11 protein-coding genes and 1 pseudogene are annotated in these 20,119 nt (G+C 47.2%); 5 read left to right on the top strand and 7 right to left on the bottom strand.

What is annotated here, in order from left to right; all coding sequences use genetic code 11:
- Positions 1–821: 821 nt before the first annotated feature.
- Positions 822–2,162 carry a replication initiation protein gene (locus AC23NW_RS34595; RefSeq protein WP_487455186.1) on the top strand — a complete coding sequence of 447 codons (1,341 nt, stop codon included), beginning with the start codon at positions 822–824 and terminating at the stop codon, positions 2,160–2,162.
- Between the two features lie 44 nt (positions 2,163–2,206).
- Here AC23NW_RS34595 and AC23NW_RS34590 read toward each other — a convergent pair whose 3' ends face one another.
- The 4 genes from AC23NW_RS34590 to AC23NW_RS34575 form a co-directional block, all read right to left on the bottom strand.
- Positions 2,207–3,229, bottom strand: coding sequence for a hypothetical protein (locus AC23NW_RS34590; RefSeq protein ID WP_487455185.1), 1,023 nt, complete (start codon positions 3,227–3,229; stop codon positions 2,207–2,209).
- Positions 3,230–3,605: 376 nt separating this feature from the next.
- Entirely contained in the window at positions 3,606–4,016 is a 411-nt protein-coding gene (locus tag AC23NW_RS34585) for a hypothetical protein (RefSeq protein WP_487455184.1), read from the bottom strand.
- A gap of 237 nt (positions 4,017–4,253) precedes the next feature.
- Positions 4,254–5,171 carry a hypothetical protein gene (locus AC23NW_RS34580; RefSeq protein ID WP_487455183.1) on the bottom strand — a complete coding sequence of 306 codons (918 nt, stop codon included), beginning with the start codon at positions 5,169–5,171 and terminating at the stop codon, positions 4,254–4,256.
- 4 nt (positions 5,172–5,175) lie between these two features.
- The gene (locus AC23NW_RS34575) at positions 5,176–6,126 is read right to left on the bottom strand and encodes a ParA family protein (RefSeq protein ID WP_487455182.1); all 951 of its coding nucleotides are present in this window, start codon (positions 6,124–6,126) and stop codon (positions 5,176–5,178) included.
- A 462-nt stretch (positions 6,127–6,588) separates the two neighbouring features.
- Here AC23NW_RS34575 and AC23NW_RS34570 point away from each other — a divergent pair, with 462 nt between their 5' ends.
- From AC23NW_RS34570 to AC23NW_RS34555, 4 genes are all read left to right on the top strand, one after another.
- The gene (locus AC23NW_RS34570; RefSeq protein ID WP_487455181.1) at positions 6,589–12,981 is read left to right on the top strand and encodes an RHS repeat-associated core domain-containing protein; all 6,393 of its coding nucleotides are present in this window, start codon (positions 6,589–6,591) and stop codon (positions 12,979–12,981) included.
- Positions 12,982–13,029: 48 nt separating this feature from the next.
- Positions 13,030–13,845 (top strand): hypothetical protein, encoded by an 816-nt coding sequence (locus AC23NW_RS34565; RefSeq protein ID WP_487455180.1) that lies wholly within the window; start codon positions 13,030–13,032, stop codon positions 13,843–13,845.
- An 18-nt stretch (positions 13,846–13,863) separates the two neighbouring features.
- Positions 13,864–16,329, top strand: a complete 2,466-nt coding sequence (locus AC23NW_RS34560) for a LamG-like jellyroll fold domain-containing protein (protein WP_487455179.1) — start codon at positions 13,864–13,866, stop codon at positions 16,327–16,329.
- 66 nt (positions 16,330–16,395) lie between these two features.
- Positions 16,396–17,640, top strand: coding sequence for an IS3 family transposase (locus AC23NW_RS34555; protein WP_487455178.1), 1,245 nt, complete (start codon positions 16,396–16,398; stop codon positions 17,638–17,640).
- Positions 17,641–17,885: 245 nt separating this feature from the next.
- Here the strand turns inward: AC23NW_RS34555 and AC23NW_RS34550 are convergent.
- From AC23NW_RS34550 to ltrA, 3 genes and pseudogenes are all read right to left on the bottom strand, one after another.
- Positions 17,886–18,056: pseudogene (locus AC23NW_RS34550) on the bottom strand (IS3 family transposase); the annotation flags it as partial.
- A 22-nt stretch (positions 18,057–18,078) separates the two neighbouring features.
- Entirely contained in the window at positions 18,079–18,399 is a 321-nt protein-coding gene (locus AC23NW_RS34545) for a DDE-type integrase/transposase/recombinase (protein WP_487455177.1), read from the bottom strand.
- A gap of 49 nt (positions 18,400–18,448) precedes the next feature.
- Positions 18,449–20,119: group II intron reverse transcriptase/maturase (gene ltrA / locus AC23NW_RS34540; protein ID WP_487455176.1), on the bottom strand; the 1,671-nt coding region annotated here is incomplete at its 5' end.

Raw genomic sequence — 20,119 nt, 5'->3', positions numbered from 1 at the left:
AGGTGGGTCAGTTTGCACCGAAATACCCGGGTCAATTTCCTGCGTAACAGGTGGGTCAGTTTACTCCGAAATACTCAGTTAGATCATGCTTAACTTAATGTCCAGTTAAAGGTAGCAGGTCCACAATTGAAAAAGTTGTCAACCTGGAATATCGGGTATTTATTGATGACAGGATTAAACTACTATTAACAAAATTGAGGTTAGCTCTTTTGTTTGTGTGGTTTTGACGCCCCTTTTTTGATAGATTAACAGCAAATGTAGTATATGTTATCGGGACTTAACACAGCGATGTTAAACATCTCTGTTTGATTATTTTCATTATACAAAGCATATTTTTATACTGGCATTTAATAGTCCACGCAATGCGTGGACTATTAAATGCGAAACATTTCCTCCTTTATTGCAACAAGAAGGTAAGTACTGACATACGTACTTTTTCTTGCCTTTCAACATGATCACTTACACTAAAACGCCAAATTATAATCAAAATAAAGTCTAATAATGTTAAAATAATACAGTTAATAATAATTCAAAAATTACAACACTGCTTTTGTTGTTCTTTTGATATATTTTATAATACTTTTGGGGGTCAGTAACCATTTGAAAATCAGTAACTTACAAGCCCAAAGGCAAGAAAAAGTACGACGAAAGGCAAGAAAAAGTACGTGAAAGGTAAGAAAAAGTACGACGAAAGGCAAGAAAAAGTACGAATAGGCAAGAAAAAGTACGATACATCATACATATATTTACCCAAAAGCAAGAAAAAGTACGAATAGGTAAGAAAAAGTACGTATAATTACAGGGATTTTAACTGGCACCGTATGGACTTATTCGTACAGACCACCGAGACAATACGCGACAGTAGCATTGTCCATGAAAAAAGATACATCCGCCTACAGGCAGGTAAGCGGGGATTGGTTGAGGCTATCTTCAAATTTGATGTGCATGAGCTGCGCGTTTTTATGACAATGCTCGCCATGGTCAAACCAGAGGACGAGGAATTCCATTTATACAAAGTCCGGGTATCAGACATTATCAAACTGTTTCAGCTCAATAACGGCGGTAAGATGTATGCCGAAATAAGAGCGGCAGCCCACCGCTTACAGAGCCGTGTATTTGTGTTTCCGGGAAAAATCAACGACGACGAGGTCGATACGTTTGTTCCGGTGCTGACCGAAATATCGGTTTTACGAAACAAACAGGACCCGGAGTATATCTATCTCCAGTTTCATCATAAGCTTAAACCCTATCTTCTGCAGCTGCGAAGTGAGTATCTGACGCTCGAAATCCGGTACGTAATCAATCTGACCAGCTATTATTCGATCCGGTTGTACATGATGCTGAAACATCGGTACCGGCAAAATACGCTTACCCCTACCTATACCATTGCCGAGTTACGGGAAAAACTGAATGTAGCTGATGATATATACCCGCGTTATTCGGTCTTCAAGCAGCAGATTCTCGGCAGAGCCTTAAAAGACATCAGCACACAGACTGACCTGATCGTAGAGATTGTTGATGAAATCAAACAAAAACGCGCCGTACACGCCATTACGTTTTCACTATCGCCAAAAGCAGTGGTGTTGCCCGGTGAGACACCGGTTGAATCAGCCGGGAAACTGTCTGCACCCTCAGAAGATGAACTCGTCCGGCGTGCTCTCAAATTCGGATTCACGGCCGATGCCATGGCCGTTTGCCGCGATGTATATCCCGAAGAGCTGATCCGGAACGCCGTCGATTTTGTCGAATCTGAACTGGAAGCCGGTAAGAAGCTGGACAATCCGGCCGGCTTTTTGCGTCAAACGCTCAAAAACCCCGAATGGATGGCCGTTTTCCTCAAAAAGCGGGAAAGTATACTTCAGCAGCAGAAAGCCCGTCAGCAGGCAAAAGAAACGGCACAGCGTCAACAGCAGCAGGTAAAGGTAGAGGAAGACGAAGCGGCGCAGCAATATCTCCAACTGGTTGGGCAGGGCCGTGAACTGGCACAGGCACAGCCCGATGACTTTCAGGATTGGCTGACCACAACCCGCAATGGGTCTGCGGGTAAGGTAAAAAGCTTGCTGTATAAGGGATTTGCCGTAGAGGCATTGTTAGGAACCGATGATGTAAATGTGTGCAGCTGTCTGTATTCATACTATCTGGAGCGGGGAGCCGGCAGGTAGCCCTTAAGCAGTTGTTTAACAAGCCAATTGCCGGCCGGTATTGTTTACACCGGATTACGGGAGGACCAGATTTCGTCGGCAAGGGCTGTTAATGAATAGCCATCCGCTGTCTGCCAGTAAATCCCCCCCTGTATCGGGCCAATTGGCAGGTGTTCAGGATGATGTTGCCGGAATATCAGTTGAGTAAGGGCTGTGATCGAGTATTCCTCGCCGTCATATAGCCAGCGCAGGTTATCCTGTTGACCTAATTTACCTGTTATTTCGGCGATGAATACAGGGTTTTCGGGTTCAAATTGCACGTATGAAGGCAGATAACGCTTCAGATAAATCTTGTCGCCGGCTTTTAAGCGTCCGGATTCGATCAGAATGGTCATGGTGGCCTGCCGTTTCCCGGTGACAGCCGTTCTGTTTTTTTCTTCTTCTTTATGCTGCACCTCAATCAGGTATTGCCTGGCTTCTTGTAAGGGAATAATTTTTGTCGGAACAATAATGATGCGGTTATCTATTTTGTGGGGCTTGATACGGACACACGAAATATCAAGTCCATTCTGATTCAGCCAGAGAACGGTAGTTGTCAGCTCAGTTGAGAAGTCTTCTGAACACAAAATGATTCTGGGTTTGCTGGATAATTCTCTGCCGGTATCTCTATCGTTGATGAAAGCCCGTATTTGCTCCTGGGCGCTATCATGACTAGCCTCCGGTAAGTCCTGGTATTTCCGTTGATAAGCTACAAACCAGGGAATTAACTTTTCGATGGTCATAGAAGAAACCATTGCTGCATAGCGTATAGCCTGCAAATCAGCATAGCCGGCTAACGGATCGCGCTTCAGTTCAATAACTACCAGGTTGGCATTGCGGTCTAAAGCCAATAGGTCGAGCCGGTCATCGGAATTCCGGAAACGGTCAAACTCCATGCTCACAACCAGCAGTTCTTCGCCGAGTAATTCCGGTACTTGCCTGATCCATTGCTGTATGTGTTTGCGTTCCCAAATATTGAGCGCTGAGAAATTGTCAGGATTTACTTTTTCAAAACGGGTAGGATTGTCCCCGGAAACAACAAGGAGCATAGCGGGTGATCAGATTTATAGTGCAAACCTAAGAGAAATTTTCAAACCCTATAACGTTGATTGTTATACTGTACAGTCCTTTGGAACAGCTCAGGTGATTTCAGAGAAGAACGGTTTTTCGGCATATAGAAAGTCTATTTGGCTTATACTGAACAGACGACAGAACCTGTAATGAAGTTATCGTATAGTCGTTTGACACTATTAAAAAAATGGTGTCAATTTGGCACCATTTAGAAGATAGCTAAAAATGTGATTACAGATTTTACTAGTAATGGCACAGTAACCAGTACAGCCGGAATGGTCTCGGGCAATCCGAATGTGACCAATTATTGTTGCCGTCGACGCATAAGGGTTGTAGAAATAATGTATTGCTGGCTCAGAAATCCTGACGGTATATATCATCCTCAAGATGACTTTTTACAATGGCCGGCAACTGACTTAGAATTACCTGATACACGCTCAGCTGGATATTGCCCAGATTAACCAGGGCAATATCCAGCTGATTGAGAAAAGACTGCTCGGCAACTGAAAGCGGTACCCGTTGCATTAATTGGTGCAGCACTTTGGCTACCATCAGCTTGATCTTAAACCGGAAGCGTTTGTTGTGGCGCTTACGATGCCAGCTGTCCAGATTCCAGGTTGACCGCTGTTGCATATATTCCTGAAGTACCAGCACGTCAACAGTCAGCTTTCTGGGCTCAGTGATGTAAATATACTGAAGGTGTCGTTTGAGAAATTCAACAAGGGCCAGTCGCTCAGCCGGATACAGAAGTAAGTCAAGATTCATAATTTCATTAACCTGGCAGGCTATATGTGCCACTCGTCTTTCTTTCAAACGGGCAAAGCTTACCTTCCCGGTTACTGTCAAAACTACTAAAAAATGTTACTGCTCTTACCCTGCCATTCCGGTGTTCGTTTTGAAAAGGTATCAGACTCATACTGAACAAAGAATCTAATCAGTAATTGTGTTATGGATAGTCGAGTCATTTGACACCAATAAAAAATGGTGCCAATTTGGCACCATTTACTGTCGCTGCTTTTTTGCTTGTTTCAATAGTGAAATAAGCTGATCACACGTAGAGATGAATGCGGGTTGTGCGGGATCCAGGCTGCCGGCGAGTTGGGTTATTTGCTGTACGAGATCGTCAACAGCTGTGGTTTTACTGATAATCTCACTACTCACTGTATCTGAAACGTCAACGGGTGTAATACTCAGAACATCGGAAAGTGTAAGCGGAGCCGTATCCGTTGACATCGTACGACCGATTTCGCGAACCAATTCCTTTGGCAGTTTATGCGTACCCTTCAACACATCCTGTTTTAGGTCGGGGTCAAGCCGGTCGATACCTGCGGAATAATCACGGTCGCGCAGAATGGTACGGGGAGAAACATTGAACTCCTTCGCCATTTTATCGCGGGTTCGTTCAGCATGCTTTTCTATGCTTTCGCCCGCATGTTTGTCTGTCTCATTTACGGGTCTGCCAACTGACTGCCGAACATTGCGGTATTTAAGACCACGCAGGTAAGACATCTGCTCAGGCGTTAAATTTCGTCTTCCCAATTGATTATCAATCATGAAGTCACGAACGGCCTGCATGGTGTCATACTGCCGTAGCGCAATCTTGAAATCTATGCCGTTCTGCCGGCAGATTTCGTACCGGTTGTGACCGTCTATCAGGACATTCAGCGGAGAGGAGTCGGACGAACCGTCGATGACCCCCTTCGTCGTTTGCCAGACAAGCAGGGGCTCCCGGCAGCCGTCTTTAAGAATGTTATTTTTAAGCTGCTCAAACTCATTTGCTTGTAGGGGAGGAATAAGTGCCTTTAGCTCTGGTATAACGGTCAGGTTTGTTTTTACCTCGTCGAGCATTCCCTGCATCAGGTTAGCCGAGTTCCGGTGTAGAACCGGCATGTCTCCGGTTGCGGTTTTGAATTTTTTCATTGGACTAGGCTGAATATTTTGCAACAACTTCATCGGCTAATGCCTGATAATCCACAGCACCATTCGATTCCGGCTGGTAATCGAATATATCCTGACCGGCATATTGTGATTCGGCCAGGGCAATGTTCTGACGGATTTCAGTCTTAAAAAAAGGCTGGCCCACCAGATCGGCGCGTACGCGGCTCATCAATTCCCGATGCAACACCAGCTTACCAACCTGAGCCATCACAATACCGGCAACGCCTAGACGTGGGTTGAACGATTCGCGGATGTCATGGATCAGCTCCAGCAGGTTATACATTCCCTTCACGGCCGAAGCTTCCGGCTCCAGCACAACTAAGGCAGCTGAAGACGCAACAAGCGCAGAATAGGTAAAAATATTTAATGAAGGCGGACAGTCAATCAGCACATAGTCGTAATGAGAGAGTAACGGATTTAAGACATTACGAAAGCGCAGCACACCACTGGGCGTTTTAATCAGTTCAGCCTCTGCACGGGAAAGCTCCAGATCACTGGGAACAATATGATAATTCTCCTTTACCTCAATGACCGGAACAGCCATGTTCTGCGTAAGCGCATGTAGCAGTTGTTGCTCGGGGTTATGAATGCCGAGGCTTTGCGATAGGTTACCCTGCGAGTCCATATCAATTAACAATACGGACTGATTCCGGTTGGCCAGCCCCCTGCCAAGGTTAATGGCCGTGGTGGTTTTACCAACCCCGCCTTTATGGTTAACAATGGCTAACACAATCGCACGCCGGTTTAGAAAATCCTCAATACCATATTGCCTTAATATCGGCTCCAGGGCTTTTAGGTGCGACTCTGTCAGCGTACGCTGACCACTCATGGCTTTTGCCAGCGTACCGGTCGGTAATCCAGCTTCTTTATTTAAACCAGAATGCGAAAGAGTCTGCTTTTTCTTCAGGAAGTTGTACACTTCGTCATGTGTCAGCATATACGTTCTAAGAATAAATTACTTGCCATAAATTTATACCAAAATATTAAAAAAAAACATTTTTCGCCATAAATTTAAGTCAAGTAAGTCTAAGCATGTCGATTCTAGTAGTGTTCCAGGGGTAGATTTAGATTGAAAGTGTAACTCTGTATTTACCCACTTTATAATATATGCACCCCAAAGAAGCCATAATTCTAAACAAGCTTAGGAAGCTGCTGCGGATTCGGTAGATAAGTATGAGAGGGCCTAACATTTAGGTTACGTTGTACTATCGCTTAATAAGAGTGTCTAAAGGTAAAACAAGATCACTTTGCCAAAAAATTAGCCCCTCAAACATTGAGGATACCGTATGACCAAGCAATTATCAAATTTATGTACCGGATAAAAAAAACTGCTTGTATAACACAGTAAAAGATTGCGAATCAATTATAGATTAGGGCAACGATTTCACTATTTGTTCCGATGCCTTTAAATACTCACTTGATCCGCACATTTCTCTTTTTGCTATATCTGAGCTCAGTTGGTGAAATCTATGCTCAATCTACGGTTGCTACCGGCCAGAACTTTGGCTACACGCCTGGACAATTTGCCGTTTCAGATGCGGGTGCTGCAACCTATCAAATTCCCCTTATTTTACCACCTGGTACAGCTGGGCTACAACCTAAACTCGGCCTAAGTTACAGTAGTCAAAACGGTAATGGCACACTTGGCTTAGGCTGGATTGTATCCGGGTTGTCAAGCATCAGCCGTTCGGCACGTACGCGCGCTCAGGACGAAACGGCTGATGCCATTCAGCAAACGAAGAGTGTTCCAACGGGTATTGCCTACAACAAAAGTGACCGCTTCAGTTTAGATGGTGAGCGGTTAGTGCTGGCCCCCCAATCCGTTTCTATCTCTCTTCCATTCGACGTCAATTACGGCGAGAACAATACAGTTTACTTTACCGAGCAGAACAGCTTCACAAAGGTCATTTATTATGAACCTTCGCCATCTACCAACTACTTTCGAGCTTATACCAAGTCGGGGTTGATTTTTGAGTATGGCAGGACCGATAATAACTCCAGTAATAGCCGAGTGCTTAGTTCATCGGTTGTTAGTGCTACAACGGTAGCCATTCAATGGTTAGTGAACCGGATTGAGGACCGGAAAGGCAATTACATGACCTTTACCTACAGCCAGAATCCGGCAACGGGTGAGGTTTACCCCGACCGAATTGACTACACGGGCAACGTAACAGCGGGAATTAGTCCTTACAATAGCGTCCGGTTTGTGTACACAGATTCTCGGCCTGATCCGTTAAAGAACGTTTATGGAATTCGTAATCAGCAGAAGAACGAGTATAACAAACGACTGAATAGCATACAGATATTCTACGGCACGCAGAAAATAAGGGAGTATAAGCTTACTTATCAAACACCAGTTGAGGTGTACTCGCTACTAACGAAAGTGGCAGAATGTGATGGGTCGAGTACTGATCAGCAATGCTTTTCAGCTACTGAGTTTAGCTGGTCTAACGAAACTGTCGAACGCGACGATACTCCAGACGAAATTACCACGGCTATTCCTGGGGAACGGGTGTTCGGCGATTTTAACGGCGATGGGCTGACCGATATTGCCAGTTATACACTCAATGGAACAACGTTAGGGATACAGTTCTATACCAACAACGGCGACCGATCATTTACCCCGCGCGTGACCCGAAGTGCTAATGTAGGAGCCATTCAAGGAGCAACCCTTCGCTTATTGACGGGTGAACTTAATGGAGACAACATAACTGACGTAATCGCTAACTGGCAACCCAAGACTTCAACTGGCAACTCGTCGCTGTTTTTTATCTCCAAGCCCTCGGTTGATACACTTTACAACTGTGATTATTATACAAAACTGACCCGCGTCGGTAATAGTGACTATGACGACTTCGTGGTTGATCTCAACGAGGATGGCATCTCAGACTGGGTTGATTTGGCATACTCAGGGGGTACGACAGGCACACCGACCCTGACAGCTTCTTATGTTACCAAAACACTACCCACCACAGCAGCAGCAGCTACTTTTTACCAGTCGCAGAGTATGGCCGCTGGTTATAACACGGGTGCATCGTTTGCTAACCCTGAAGAACTGTTTGAAGACCTCAACAATGACGGGCTGACTGATATTCTGCTCTATGACAAAGCGTCGGGTCAAAACATAATTATCTGGACCAGAGCGGTTCAGGCGACGACGGATGCAGCAAATCGGAAGAATCAGTTTCAGGCTCAGCAGAGGTTTTACGACCGGGCGACCAGCATTCCCCCATCGTGGCTATCTGGAATCAACAATACCGTCCAGGTTAACGATTATAATGCGGACGGGCTACCTGATCTGGTCGTGTACAAACCAACCGGTCAAGTGCTGAATATATATCCCAATCGGGGGGGCTACCCGGATGCGAACGGAGTGGCGTATTTATTTGGCTCTCCGCCTTCGAGTGTAATGCCTTTTTCATTGTCATTGGTCGGCAGTGTCCCAGCCAGCTATACAGGTATTTACCCCAACGACTTTAATGCCGATGGCTTGCTGGATGTTACATTCTTCGACGCTGCAACGGGCACCAATTACACCTACCTGAACAAAGGAAGTTTTGGTTTCAACCTGACCCCGTTACTCAATGCTTGGCCTTTGGCCTTGTTCAAAACAGGAAATAGTACCTACGTAGGTGCCTTTCTGAAAGGATCTCATTCCGATCTGTATTACAAAGACGGGGCAACAAACCGGTATTATCTGCAACGGCTTCAGCAGAGTGAGGGATGGAGCATTAAGCAGATTACAAATGGGGCTGGCTTGAACATTACGGTACAGTACGACAACCTATTAAACACGGACCTCTACGAGCGGGCAGGGCAGCTAACCTTCCCCAACGTTGATATGCAGGCTCCCCTGTATGTGGTTTCAAAGGTTAAGACCCGCACAAGTTCGGGCGACGAAACCGCCAAAAAATACCAATACTTCGGAGCAACGATCAACATTGAGGGGCGGGGCTTCCGGGGTTTTACCAAGACAATTGAGCGCGATACGATTTCAGGTATCTACGATGTGCATTACTTCCGGCAGGGGGACGATAACTACAAGCTGACGGGTCAGACACTATTCCGCTCCGAGCGGTTCTACCGCAATGGCATTCGTATCTCGCAAACAGAAAATGGAACAGCAGTGTTGGGCTATCCGGCTCAGAAGCCCACCAGTTTCCATGCTTATAACCCTGTAACCAGAACCATCGACGATGTAAACAGCAAAACACAGGTAGTTCGGCAGCAAAACGATGCCTGGGGTAATCCTCTTTACGTGGTGGTTGATTATGGGGACGGATGGCGTGACTCAACGGCGAACGTTTATGTCAACGATACGACTAGCTGGATTTTGGGGCGGTTAACGATGGCCAAACTCTACCGCTATGGGCCGGGGACGGGGTCCCCAATATTTCGCCAATCGGAATTTACGTATGATGTAGCAACGGGGCTTTTGACAAGCGAAATAGCAAACGCTAACTTGGATGCTACCTTGAAATCCACCAAAATGTATGCGTATGACGCGGCTGGCAATATTATCAGTACCAGCCTGATCGCGCATAATGGAGCTGCTTTAGAAACGCGCACCTCCAGCAGCGAATATGATGTCGATACAAAGCGATTCGTGACTAAAACGACCAATCCACTGGGGCATACAGCTACGACCACCTACATTCAAAAGTTTGGCTTGCCCGAACGAATAACGGACCCTAATGGACTAACAGCCCTGAACGAATACGATTCGTTCTCGCGACTGATCCGGCAAACCAACCCCGATGGTAGCTGGAAAACGATGGCCTACTGGAAAGCCAGCGCGACCAATTATCGAAGTCCAGCCGAAGCGGTGTTTCTGACCTTTACTCAAAGCAGCGCGGGACAACAGACCCTTGAACACTATGACTCCTACAACCGGGCAGTACAAACCAAAAGCCGGGGCTTCAACGGGCAGTGGGTCGTGTTGGATCACGAGTTTAGCCGGGTCGTCTCACCCGAAAATCGGGAGAAAATCCGGGATTGGTTCCCTTACTACCAGGATTCGACGCGGGTGGGGTACATCGAAAAACAGTTGGACCCGCTGGGCCGGGTAATTCGGCTATTAGAAAGCAAGAACGGCGAAGAACGCGAATCCCGAACTGTTTACAGCGGGTTGCTAACGGAGTACTATAACGCCAACAACCAGAAGAAAACCGACCGCGAAGATGCCAAAGACCGCATTGTAGAAAGTAGCTGGCAGGGAAGCTACAATGTATCATACATCTACGATGCGGCTGACCACCTGCTAAAAGTACGCGACCTGAAGGGTAACACCATCGAGTACGTTTACAATGAACGGGGTGACAAAATCCGTATGAACGACCCGGACATGGGGTCGTATCAATACGCCTACAACGGATTTGGCGAACTGATTCAGCAGACCTATCCCAACACGGCCAACGTGGTGCGGATGACCTACGACAAACTGGGACGGTTGCTAACGCGCACCGAACCGGAGGGCGTAACATCGTACACCTACGACGTGGGGAACCGAGCCGTTGGCCGAGTTAGTGCGATTCGCAGTTACTCGAGTAGCCAGAGCTTTGTGTATGACCATTTGGGCCGGAAGAGTCTGGAAACGCTGATGGTGAACGGACAGCCGTATTCGACCAGCTATGCCTACGATACCGAGAGCCGTTTGCTAACGCTGAAATACCCGGCCCTGAGCCTGACGCTGCGACACGTCTATAATGCCTGGGGTTTTTTAAGCGAATTACGCAACAACGCGCTACAGGATTCAGACCCGCAGTCACTGTTCTGGAAAGTGGTGCGGATGGACGCGAAGGGCGATGTGATCGATCAGGAATTTGGTAACAAAGTCCGTACAACGCACACCTACGACCCCTTCACGCAGTACCTGCAGCGCATTCGCTCGGTCAATCAGGTCGGAACGCGGTTGCAGGAGTTTGCCTATCAGTTCAATGACCTCGGCCACCTGATGGAGCGGCAGGACGTGGGCCGCAACAAGCGCGAGACGTTTGGCTACGACGACGTAAACCGGCTGATCAGTACGCAGATTGAAGGCGGAACGGGTACGACGCTGACCTACGACGAGTTGGGCAACATCCTGACCAAATCCGACGTAGGTCAGTACGAGTACGGCGCGACGGGTAACGGCCCGCACCGGCTGCTGAACCTGCGAACCAACAACGCTAACGTTTCCTGCTCGTTCACGCTCGACATCCCAACCCAGTTTACGTCGTTCAACAAGGTCCGGCGAATCGCCAACGATACTTCGTATGCTGAGGTGGTGTACGGAGCCGATCAACAGCGGATCATGCAGCGGCTCTTTGTGCGGAATCAACTAAAACGCACCAAGATTTATGTAGGTGGCTTAGTGGAGATTGAGATCTTCGCCAATGGCACGACCAAAACAACCGGCTTTATTGGCGGCATTGGTCTATGGATTGAAGAAACAGGTAAAGCCCCGCAGGTGAAATACTATCTAAAAGATCACCTCGGCTCAGTTACGGGGTTCACTGGTTCGGGTGGTGCGTTACTGGAGGAGTTCAGTTTTGATGCTTGGGGAGTCCGGCGCAACGCCGATTGGTCTCCGTTGCCGGGTTCTTTTGGCGGAAGCTACGAACGGGGTTTTACCAATCATGAACACTACGACCTGTTTAGCCTAATCGACATGAACGGGCGGGTGTACGACCCCGTGCTGGGCCGTTTCCTCTCCCCCGACCCCTTCATTCAGGACATCACCGATTTGCAGTCGCTGAATCGGTACAGCTACGTTAACAATAACCCACTGAGTTACACGGACCCAAGTGGATATTTCCTGAAAAAGCTCTGGAAGAAGGCCAAGCGGTTTGTCAAAAAGCATTGGAAGGAGTTGGTTGTTACGGCGGTAGCGGTGGTCACGGCATTCTATGGTGGACCTCTTTTAGCGGCTGCGTTAGGGGCCGCAAAAGTATCCGCAGCGGCTGCCATTATTTCGGGTGCCGCAGCCGGATTTGCGGCTAACGTTACCGGAACGCTGCTGAATGGAGGTAGTTTGGGCAGTGCGTTGCAGTCAGGGTTCAAGGGGGCAGTTATTGGCGGAGTCACGGCGGGTTTGACGTATGGTGTTGGCAGCTTGGCGCGGTCACAATTAATGATTCCAGAGCAGGCTGCCCAAGCTACAACCAGAAGTTTAGGAATAAAAGTCATAGGAAGCGGCTTAGTACAAGGAGTGATGGCAGAAGTGCAGGGTGGGAACTTCTTGAACGGATTTATTTCAGGAGCCGTTGCTGGTGATGTTTCCAACAATGCCAATCTTTTTGTAACAACACTCGTTGGCGGCACTGTTTCAGAATTGACAGGGGGAAATTTTACGAACGGTGCTGTTTCAGCAGCTTTCACTAAAATGTTTAGCGATGCCATAAACCCTGAGGGCAATGGTCTAAAAAATAAAGGTCCAAGATGTGATGCATGTGGATCAAAAGGTTCAGAATGGGTGCCGGACGAATTCAATTATTTGTTTGGCTTGTTTAGGCAAGAGATAGACATGAACTCTGCTTGTTTTGGCCATGATAACGGATATGGGACGCTGGGTAAAAGTAAATTCTCAACAGATATTGAATTAATGACAGGGATTATAAGAGACAATTTCAGGTCTGTAAGCATCACGGGTTGGATTTCAGGATACAATATTGCTACTGTGGGAGTTGGGGTTGCTTATTTTTCTGCGGTGACTCTGTTTGGGGGAACCCCTTACCTTGAAGCACAAAAAGAGTCTTATAATAAGCTACTGAATAATAGTTCTTCTCAAACTAGTGCGAACAAGAGGAATTAACTTAGCTGTAACATGCTGGTGTTTTGAAGAGAGATAAATATGGGTTTAATGAGGACTATATTGCTAAGTTACTGGTTGGTTTGCTATAGCACAATTGCCTTTGCCCAAACCACCACAACCCTCGCCTATGACGAAAATGGCAACCGCATTTCAAAAAAAATGCAGGGCAGCAGTCGGCACCCGGAGGTAACGGCCAATCCGCAGGTGGTAACGCCCCCCAGTCAACCCGCTACGCTGGAAGCGATTGGTTGTCCCGCCAACGGTATAGTTCGCTGGTCAACCAATCAAACGGGACCAACTATTCAAGTAATTCCTCAGGCTACCAGCACCTACTCAGCTACCTGCGTGGTGGCTGGTTGTGCCAGCAACGGCGTGGGGAAGGTTACGGTGGGGGTAACGCAGTGTCAGTCTGATGAGATCACGGTCGTGTCGAATGCCACGTTTGTGCGTTACGGGCAGGCCGTTTCATTATCGGCTTTTGGCTGCACGGGGATGGTAGAATGGTCAACCGGGCAAATAGGTAATAGCGTCATCGTCAACGTCTATGGCCCGGTAACGCAGTTTACAGCTACCTGCACCAAACCCTACTGCCCCAACGCGGGGTCGGCTTCGGCCTACGTGAGCGGCACAACAGGATGCGCTACGGGCGATGTCTTAATTACACTCAAATCTGGCAATTGGAATGATCCATCGGTTTGGACCTGTAATCGGGTGCCTACGTTAAACGATGAGGTTTATCTGGCGGAGGGCCACATCATCAACGTCAACGTCACAGGCTACGCAAAGCTGATTATTGGGGGCGGGGGCCGATTAGACTACCCTGCCACTGATTCAGATAACAAGATTGTTTTTCCGTCTAATTAATCCACAAGTCCTAATGTCATGAAATCGAAAATTCTACTGCTTTGCTGCCTGTTGCTTTCCCGTTCACTGTTCGCTCAGGTGCCTCCTGGCCAGATCGCTTTTTATCCTTTCAATGGTAATGCAAACGATGAAAGTGGAAATGGGAGGAATGGTGTGGTTACAGGGGTAACATTAACAACAGATCGATTTGGGCAATCAGAAAAAGCATATTTGTTTAATGGTACAAATAATTTTATAAGAGTATCTAATTGGAACCAAATTACTGGTAATACTCCGCGAACTATATCTGTTTGGTTCAAGATGCCTTTGACTAATAACTGGAAAGGTTTATTGTCGTGGGGAGCAGAGGCAAATAATCAGGAAAACTGGGTAGGTTATTTTAACAATACTCGTACAGGTATACATTATTTTGGTTTTCATGGATACAATAATAATTGTCTGCTGGAACAAAAATTAGAGTATTTCGACGAAAGGTGGCATCAACTTACTATAACGTATGATGGTACAATAATGAAGTTTTGGATTGATGGAGTCAGAAAGACACCTCAAGATGGATTGAATGGTAGCCCTTCAAATCTAAATACAGCTAGCAGTCAATTATTTATAGGCTGCCGTTTAGGTACCAATAGTTTTTTTCAGGGTTATTTAGATGATATTCGAATTTATAATCGGGGATTATCTGATAGCGAAGTATTACAACTTTATCAAACTGAAGTAGCACCGGTTTCTGCTGAGTATGCTAAAATAGGCCCTAACCGATTTATTCATACCATTGGTCAATATAATACTTCGGTAGGCAATATGGCAGGCAATGCCATTACTACAGGTGGGGGGACTCGGAACACATTCTTAGGTTTTCAATCAGGTCGAGAGAACTCAACTGGTTCATATAATACATTCATGGGTCATCAGGCAGGTATGGCAACCACCACTGGAAGTAACAACGTATTTCTGGGAGCTAACGCTAACCCAGTGGGTATAAATAAAGCGATACTTCAAAACAGTGTTGCTATTGGTGCTAATGCTAAAGTCGCAGTCAGTGAGGCTATTGTCTTAGGTGATACAGTCAATACTAATTTGAAAGTTGGAATTGGCACAGCAGCACCATCTGCTAAACTGCATATCGTCAGTGGCACAGCTAACCAATCGGGCTTGCGACTGGGGAATTTAACGGCTAACTCACCCACCGTAGCCGGTTCCGGTAAAGTACTCTCGGTCAATCCAGTGGGTGATGTGATTTTGGTTACGGGTGGTGGCGGAGGTAGCACATCAACCCATAGCGATAGCGTTTGGGTTCGGACGGCAAGCAGTACTTACTATTCGGGGACTGGTAATGTGGGTATTGGGATGAATGCTCCAGCGTGGAAGCTTGATGTAAATGGGGATATTAACCTCACTTCCAGTAGGGATATTCGGATGGGAGGTTATACATTCATTCAGGGTTCTCCTTATAGTTCAACTGCTAATGTTTTGATTGGACATATCACAGGATCGGGTGGAATACAAAACGTGTTTGTTGGAACGATGGCTGGTTCAGTAATGAATAATGGAGGAGGGAACGTTTTTGTAGGTTGGAACTCTGGAAATAGAAATAGTACTGGTGCTTCAAACACATTTATAGGGTTATCAGCTGGAAGTATAAACACAAGTGGAAGCTCAAACGTATTCTTAGGCAGTGGTACTGGCGGTAGTAATTCAACAGGTCGGCAAAACACCTTTGTGGGTGTTGGCGCAGGTTCCAACAATATCTCAGGTATAAATAATACCTATTTAGGCATTAATGCTGGCTCTTTATCTTCTAATCTAAACAATGCTGTCGCCCTCGGAGCTAACGCTAAAGTCGCCATCAGCGATGCCATTGTACTCGGCGACACCACTAACACGAATATTAAGGTCGGCATTGGTACAGCCGCGCCACAGTATCCGTTGGATGTGAAGGGCAACATCAACATCCGTAAAATCGGGAATACGCCTGCTCGGTTGTTATTTGCCAGCAGGTCGTCGATCACCACCGATGAACAGGATTACCTCGTGATTACAGGCGGACAGCAGGGAGAGAGTGGCTTACGGTTGGCGAATATGAATGGCGCTTCTTCTGTTTTCGGGATAGCAAACCAATTCCTAAGCATCGACAATCAGGGCCGGGTTGGCTTATACAATCCCTTACTTTCAGCGGCTCAGATTCGATTACAGACGGCAACGACTAAAGACTGGGCCGATCATGTGTTTGTAAAAGGTTATTCACAGATGCCACTAGATCAACTGGAGCAGTATATACAAGAAAACCAGCATTTGCCGCATCTTCCATCGGCGCAGACAATTATGCAGCACGGCGCCACTGTGGAGAGCTTATTTAAAGGGGTTGTGCAAACGCAAGAGGAGCAAACCAAATACATCTTAGAGCTTCAAAAAGCTAACCAACGACTCCAGAAAGAAAACGAGGAGATACGTGCCATGTTGAAGCAGCTACTTGAAAAGCGTTAGTATCCTCTCAACCCCCTAATTAACTGGACATAATTTCCGTAAACGAAGTTTTACTTTTACGGTATTATGAACAAGGAAAAACGAGCCTGGAATTTAGCCGAAAAACTCGAAGCGCTCCAGCTTTTGAAGAAAGAAGGAGTCGGCAAAGCTTCTCGTCAACTCGGTGTATCGAGTACGACCCTCTATAATTGGCAGCGGTCCTTTGAACAAGATGGCGAACGTGGGTTGATCGCTAAACCGGATCAGGGTAAAAACCCTGAGTTTGAAAAACTCAAACGGGAAAATCATGATCGGACTGCCGACGCAGCTAAAAATGCTGGTGGCCGAAAAAGAATTGATCATCCGGGTCCAAAACGAACTGCTAAAAAAAAGTCCCTAGCCAAGTCCGTCCGGCTTCTGATAGCTCAGGATTGTATTGGGGCGGGTATGGTTAAGAGTCTGGTTCTGCGCTTGTGTCAAATTAGCCAAAGCTCGTTCTACTACAAGCCGCAGGAAAGGCCCAGGAAGGCGGGTCGGGTTTGTTCCACCACTACTATCAAACTAACAGGAGGCTATGAGTCAGATAATCAAGTGGTTGAAGATATCAAAGTCCTGTTGGCCCATGAGTTTGTGGATTACGGCTACTACAAAACCACGATCTATCTCCGGCAAGTCAAGAAGTACCATATTAACCCTAAAAAAGTGTATCGGCTGATGAACGAACATGGTCTTTTACACCTTGCAAGTCGGGCTTATAGCACCACTAAACGCCAGTGGGTGAAGGAGTTGGTGCCTAACCCTAAGGCTGAATTTACTTATTTCGAATTTGATATTAAGTACATTTATGTTCATACTCGAGGGGCACATGCTCAGGTGTTAACCGTTATAGACGTTTTCAGTCGGTGGAATATGGGTCAATTGATCAAATGGACAATGCGGAAGGAAGATGTGGTCGCCTTATTTGAAATGCTCTTCGAGACCTACTCTTTACCAACTCTGTTTTATGTTCGTAACGATAATGGGAGTCAATTTGTGGCCGACCTGGTGCAAACGTATTTTCGTGACCGAAATGTGGTTCAGGAGTTTACTAAACCCGCTACCCCCGAACAGAATGCACATATTGAGAGCTATCACAGCATCCTGGAACGAGCGGTTTGTAAGCGATACGAGTTCGGGAATCTGGCCCAGGCCAGTGAGACGCTGAATCGTTTCCGGGATTTTTATAACCTGGAGCGCATTCATTCGGGGCTGCACTACCGAAGCCCGTATCAATTCCTGTTGGAACGAGGAGTTGATATGCACGATCTGAAAAGCAGAAAATGTTCCAACTAACAAACAGGAAATTCTGTCCAAGAATTAGGGGGTCAGTACAACCAAGCGGAGCACGTCAGCTTTGAATTCGGGGGTGTACTTCCGGTTTGGAATTGATTTTTTGGCCATTTGACACGAAGTTAAAATAAGTTTCGTGTCCGGATTTATAGGACCATCTCATTCTGCCTTATAAGTAATATTTTACTAATTCATTCACCGTATGTATGGAGTTATGGGGTGGTCGGGTATTGGCGGACAGTCTCTTGCTAATTTTGAGAAATGTGTTTAGACTCAAATTGAACAGGACTACAATAGTGTAAGCTGGAGTGCTTACGCAATACGTTGTAATAGTTGTCAATGTAGTCGCCGATCTCGGCGCGGGCATCGGCCAGACTCAAAAATACACCACTTTCAAGGACTTCCGTCTTCAGCCGAGACCAAAACGATTCGGCAGTCGCATTATCGTAGCACTCGCCAGCCCGGCTGGAACGCCAGCCCGGTCATACTCTGCAAGTACTTTCCGATCAATAGTTTACGAAAGTCTTTGGACGCATATTGACCACCCCGATCCGAATGTAGGATTAATCCATCGGCAGGCTGACGACCCAGCAAAGCCCGTCGCAAAGCCGTAATCACCAACTCGTCGCGCATGTGATCAGCCAGATACCAGCCGACCACCTTGCGCGACCATAGATCAAGCCAAACGGCCAGGTATAGCCACTTACCGTTAGCGAGGGGAATGTATGGTAGAGTAGAGCAAGCGCGCCTAGGTAGTTTCACAACTACTGGTTTCGCTTGCCCTCTCCCCGAACCGGACGTGCACCTTTCGTTATGCATCCGGCTCTCCAGGAACCATCATGTAGTCAGGCGGTTTCATCCATCCCCGCCGATAGTGCATTACCTTCTGCCAGCCCATTTGATAGTGTTCCACCGCCTGACCCCGCCAGACCTTCCAGCGAGGACGGAGCCGACTGGGTTGGCGGTGTTTCAAAATCAGTTGAGCATTGGCTTTTGGATACTTCTTCCGTAACCAACGCCAAATACGATCCCGTCCATACCAGTCTAGGGTTGACAGGATTTTCTTGGCGCCAGTGCAGTACTTGTAGAAGTTGCCCCAACCGCGTAGGATGGGGTTCAGTTTTTGTAGCAACTCATCCAACGACCAGCCTAGCGTAGCCCGACTGGTCAGCTGTTTGATGCGATAGCGCAGATCCGCTGCTTTCTGTTTGGGTATCTCTAACCGAGGTGTCCAGCCATACCGATAGTCCCAACGCATGCTAACCCGATGACCTAAGAACTGAAAGCCCTCCGTGAGAAGGGTGATCTTGGTCTTTTCAGGAGACAGCGTTAAGCCCATCTTCTCCTGGAGTAGCGTTTGTAAGGCCTCTCGTTCTGCCAGTGCATTTTCTTGAGTACCACTCACCAAAATGACAAAATCATCCGCGTACCGAAACGGAAAATATACCGCCCGGCCAGCCTGACGATCCACACTTCGGGACCACATAGCGGCTTTGATACCGTCGCACTGACGACGCTCCTGACGCTTTGTCTGATGGTTAACCCATCGTTCATAGCGTTCTTCGATCAAACCCAGGGCTACATTGGCCAATAACGGGGACACGATCCCTCCTTGCGGAGTGCCTGCATCGGTTCGCAGAAATTGTTCCTCTGACAGAATACCTGCTTTTAAAAACTGAACCAGTAACTGGTTAACCCGTCGGTCAGCCGAGTGCTGCCGAATCCGGTTCATCAATTGGTGATGATCGATGTGATCAAAACAGGCTTGAATATCGCCCTCGATCACCCATTGATAGGGCATCTCATGGCGTTTGTTATCCTGCTTACTCACCTTTCGAGGACGCATACTCATTCGAATATGTTCCAGCGCTCCATGGCAGCCTCTTCCCGGCCGAAAGCCGTAGGAGACAGGCCAGAAACGCGCTTCCAGAATGGGTTCCAGTACTTGTTTGATGGCGCACTGCACCACCCGATCCGCAATCGTCGGAATGCCCAGTGGACGGAATTTCCCTGGTTTACCCGGCTTAGGAATTAATTTTCGGCGGCAGGGACTGGGTTTGTATGAGCCAGCCTTTAACTGCTGCTGAAGCATCGCTAAGAACGGGGCTTCACCAATGCGCTGGCGAATGCTTCCGACACTCATCCCATCAGTTCCTGGTGTGTGTTTGCCCTTATTCTGGGCTACTCGACGCCAGGCCTCTCGTAAGTTACGCAGGTCTGTTAACCAGTTCCATAACTCACGATACGCTTCGGTAGGATGTTTCTGACTCCATTGATACAGCTTCTGTTGCACGCTGAGTACCCAGGCGTAATCTGCCTGGTGAGCCAAGTCCATGGCTCGCTTCTCCGGCTTTGAAGTTGTACCGATTCCCTGTTCGCCTTCGCCATGTAAACGGCTTTCCCGTTCTCGGACTACTACGCGAACTCCGCCCTGAGGGTGACCCTTCCCGAGTCGCTGTCGATAGCCTGTTTTCCTGACAGG

The organism is Arsenicibacter sp. R0_47 (genome assembly GCF_057652235.1).
Note: the sequence above shows the minus strand (reverse complement) of the source record. Positions and strands in the feature narration are given on the sequence as shown.

Excerpts from the sequence above, each read along its gene's own strand:
- AC23NW_RS34595 (WP_487455186.1), top strand. The coding sequence starts at position 822 with ATGGACTTATTCGTACAGACCACCGAGACAATACGCGACAGTAGCATT.
- AC23NW_RS34590 (WP_487455185.1), bottom strand. The coding sequence starts at position 3,229 with ATGCTCCTTGTTGTTTCCGGGGACAATCCTACCCGTTTTGAAAAAGTA.
- AC23NW_RS34585 (WP_487455184.1), bottom strand. The coding sequence starts at position 4,016 with ATGAATCTTGACTTACTTCTGTATCCGGCTGAGCGACTGGCCCTTGTT.
- AC23NW_RS34580 (WP_487455183.1), bottom strand. The coding sequence starts at position 5,171 with ATGAAAAAATTCAAAACCGCAACCGGAGACATGCCGGTTCTACACCGG.
- AC23NW_RS34575 (WP_487455182.1), bottom strand. The coding sequence starts at position 6,126 with ATGCTGACACATGACGAAGTGTACAACTTCCTGAAGAAAAAGCAGACT.
- AC23NW_RS34570 (WP_487455181.1), top strand. The coding sequence starts at position 6,589 with ATGCCTTTAAATACTCACTTGATCCGCACATTTCTCTTTTTGCTATAT.
- AC23NW_RS34565 (WP_487455180.1), top strand. The coding sequence starts at position 13,030 with ATGAGGACTATATTGCTAAGTTACTGGTTGGTTTGCTATAGCACAATT.
- AC23NW_RS34560 (WP_487455179.1), top strand. The coding sequence starts at position 13,864 with ATGAAATCGAAAATTCTACTGCTTTGCTGCCTGTTGCTTTCCCGTTCA.
- AC23NW_RS34555 (WP_487455178.1), top strand. The coding sequence starts at position 16,396 with ATGAACAAGGAAAAACGAGCCTGGAATTTAGCCGAAAAACTCGAAGCG.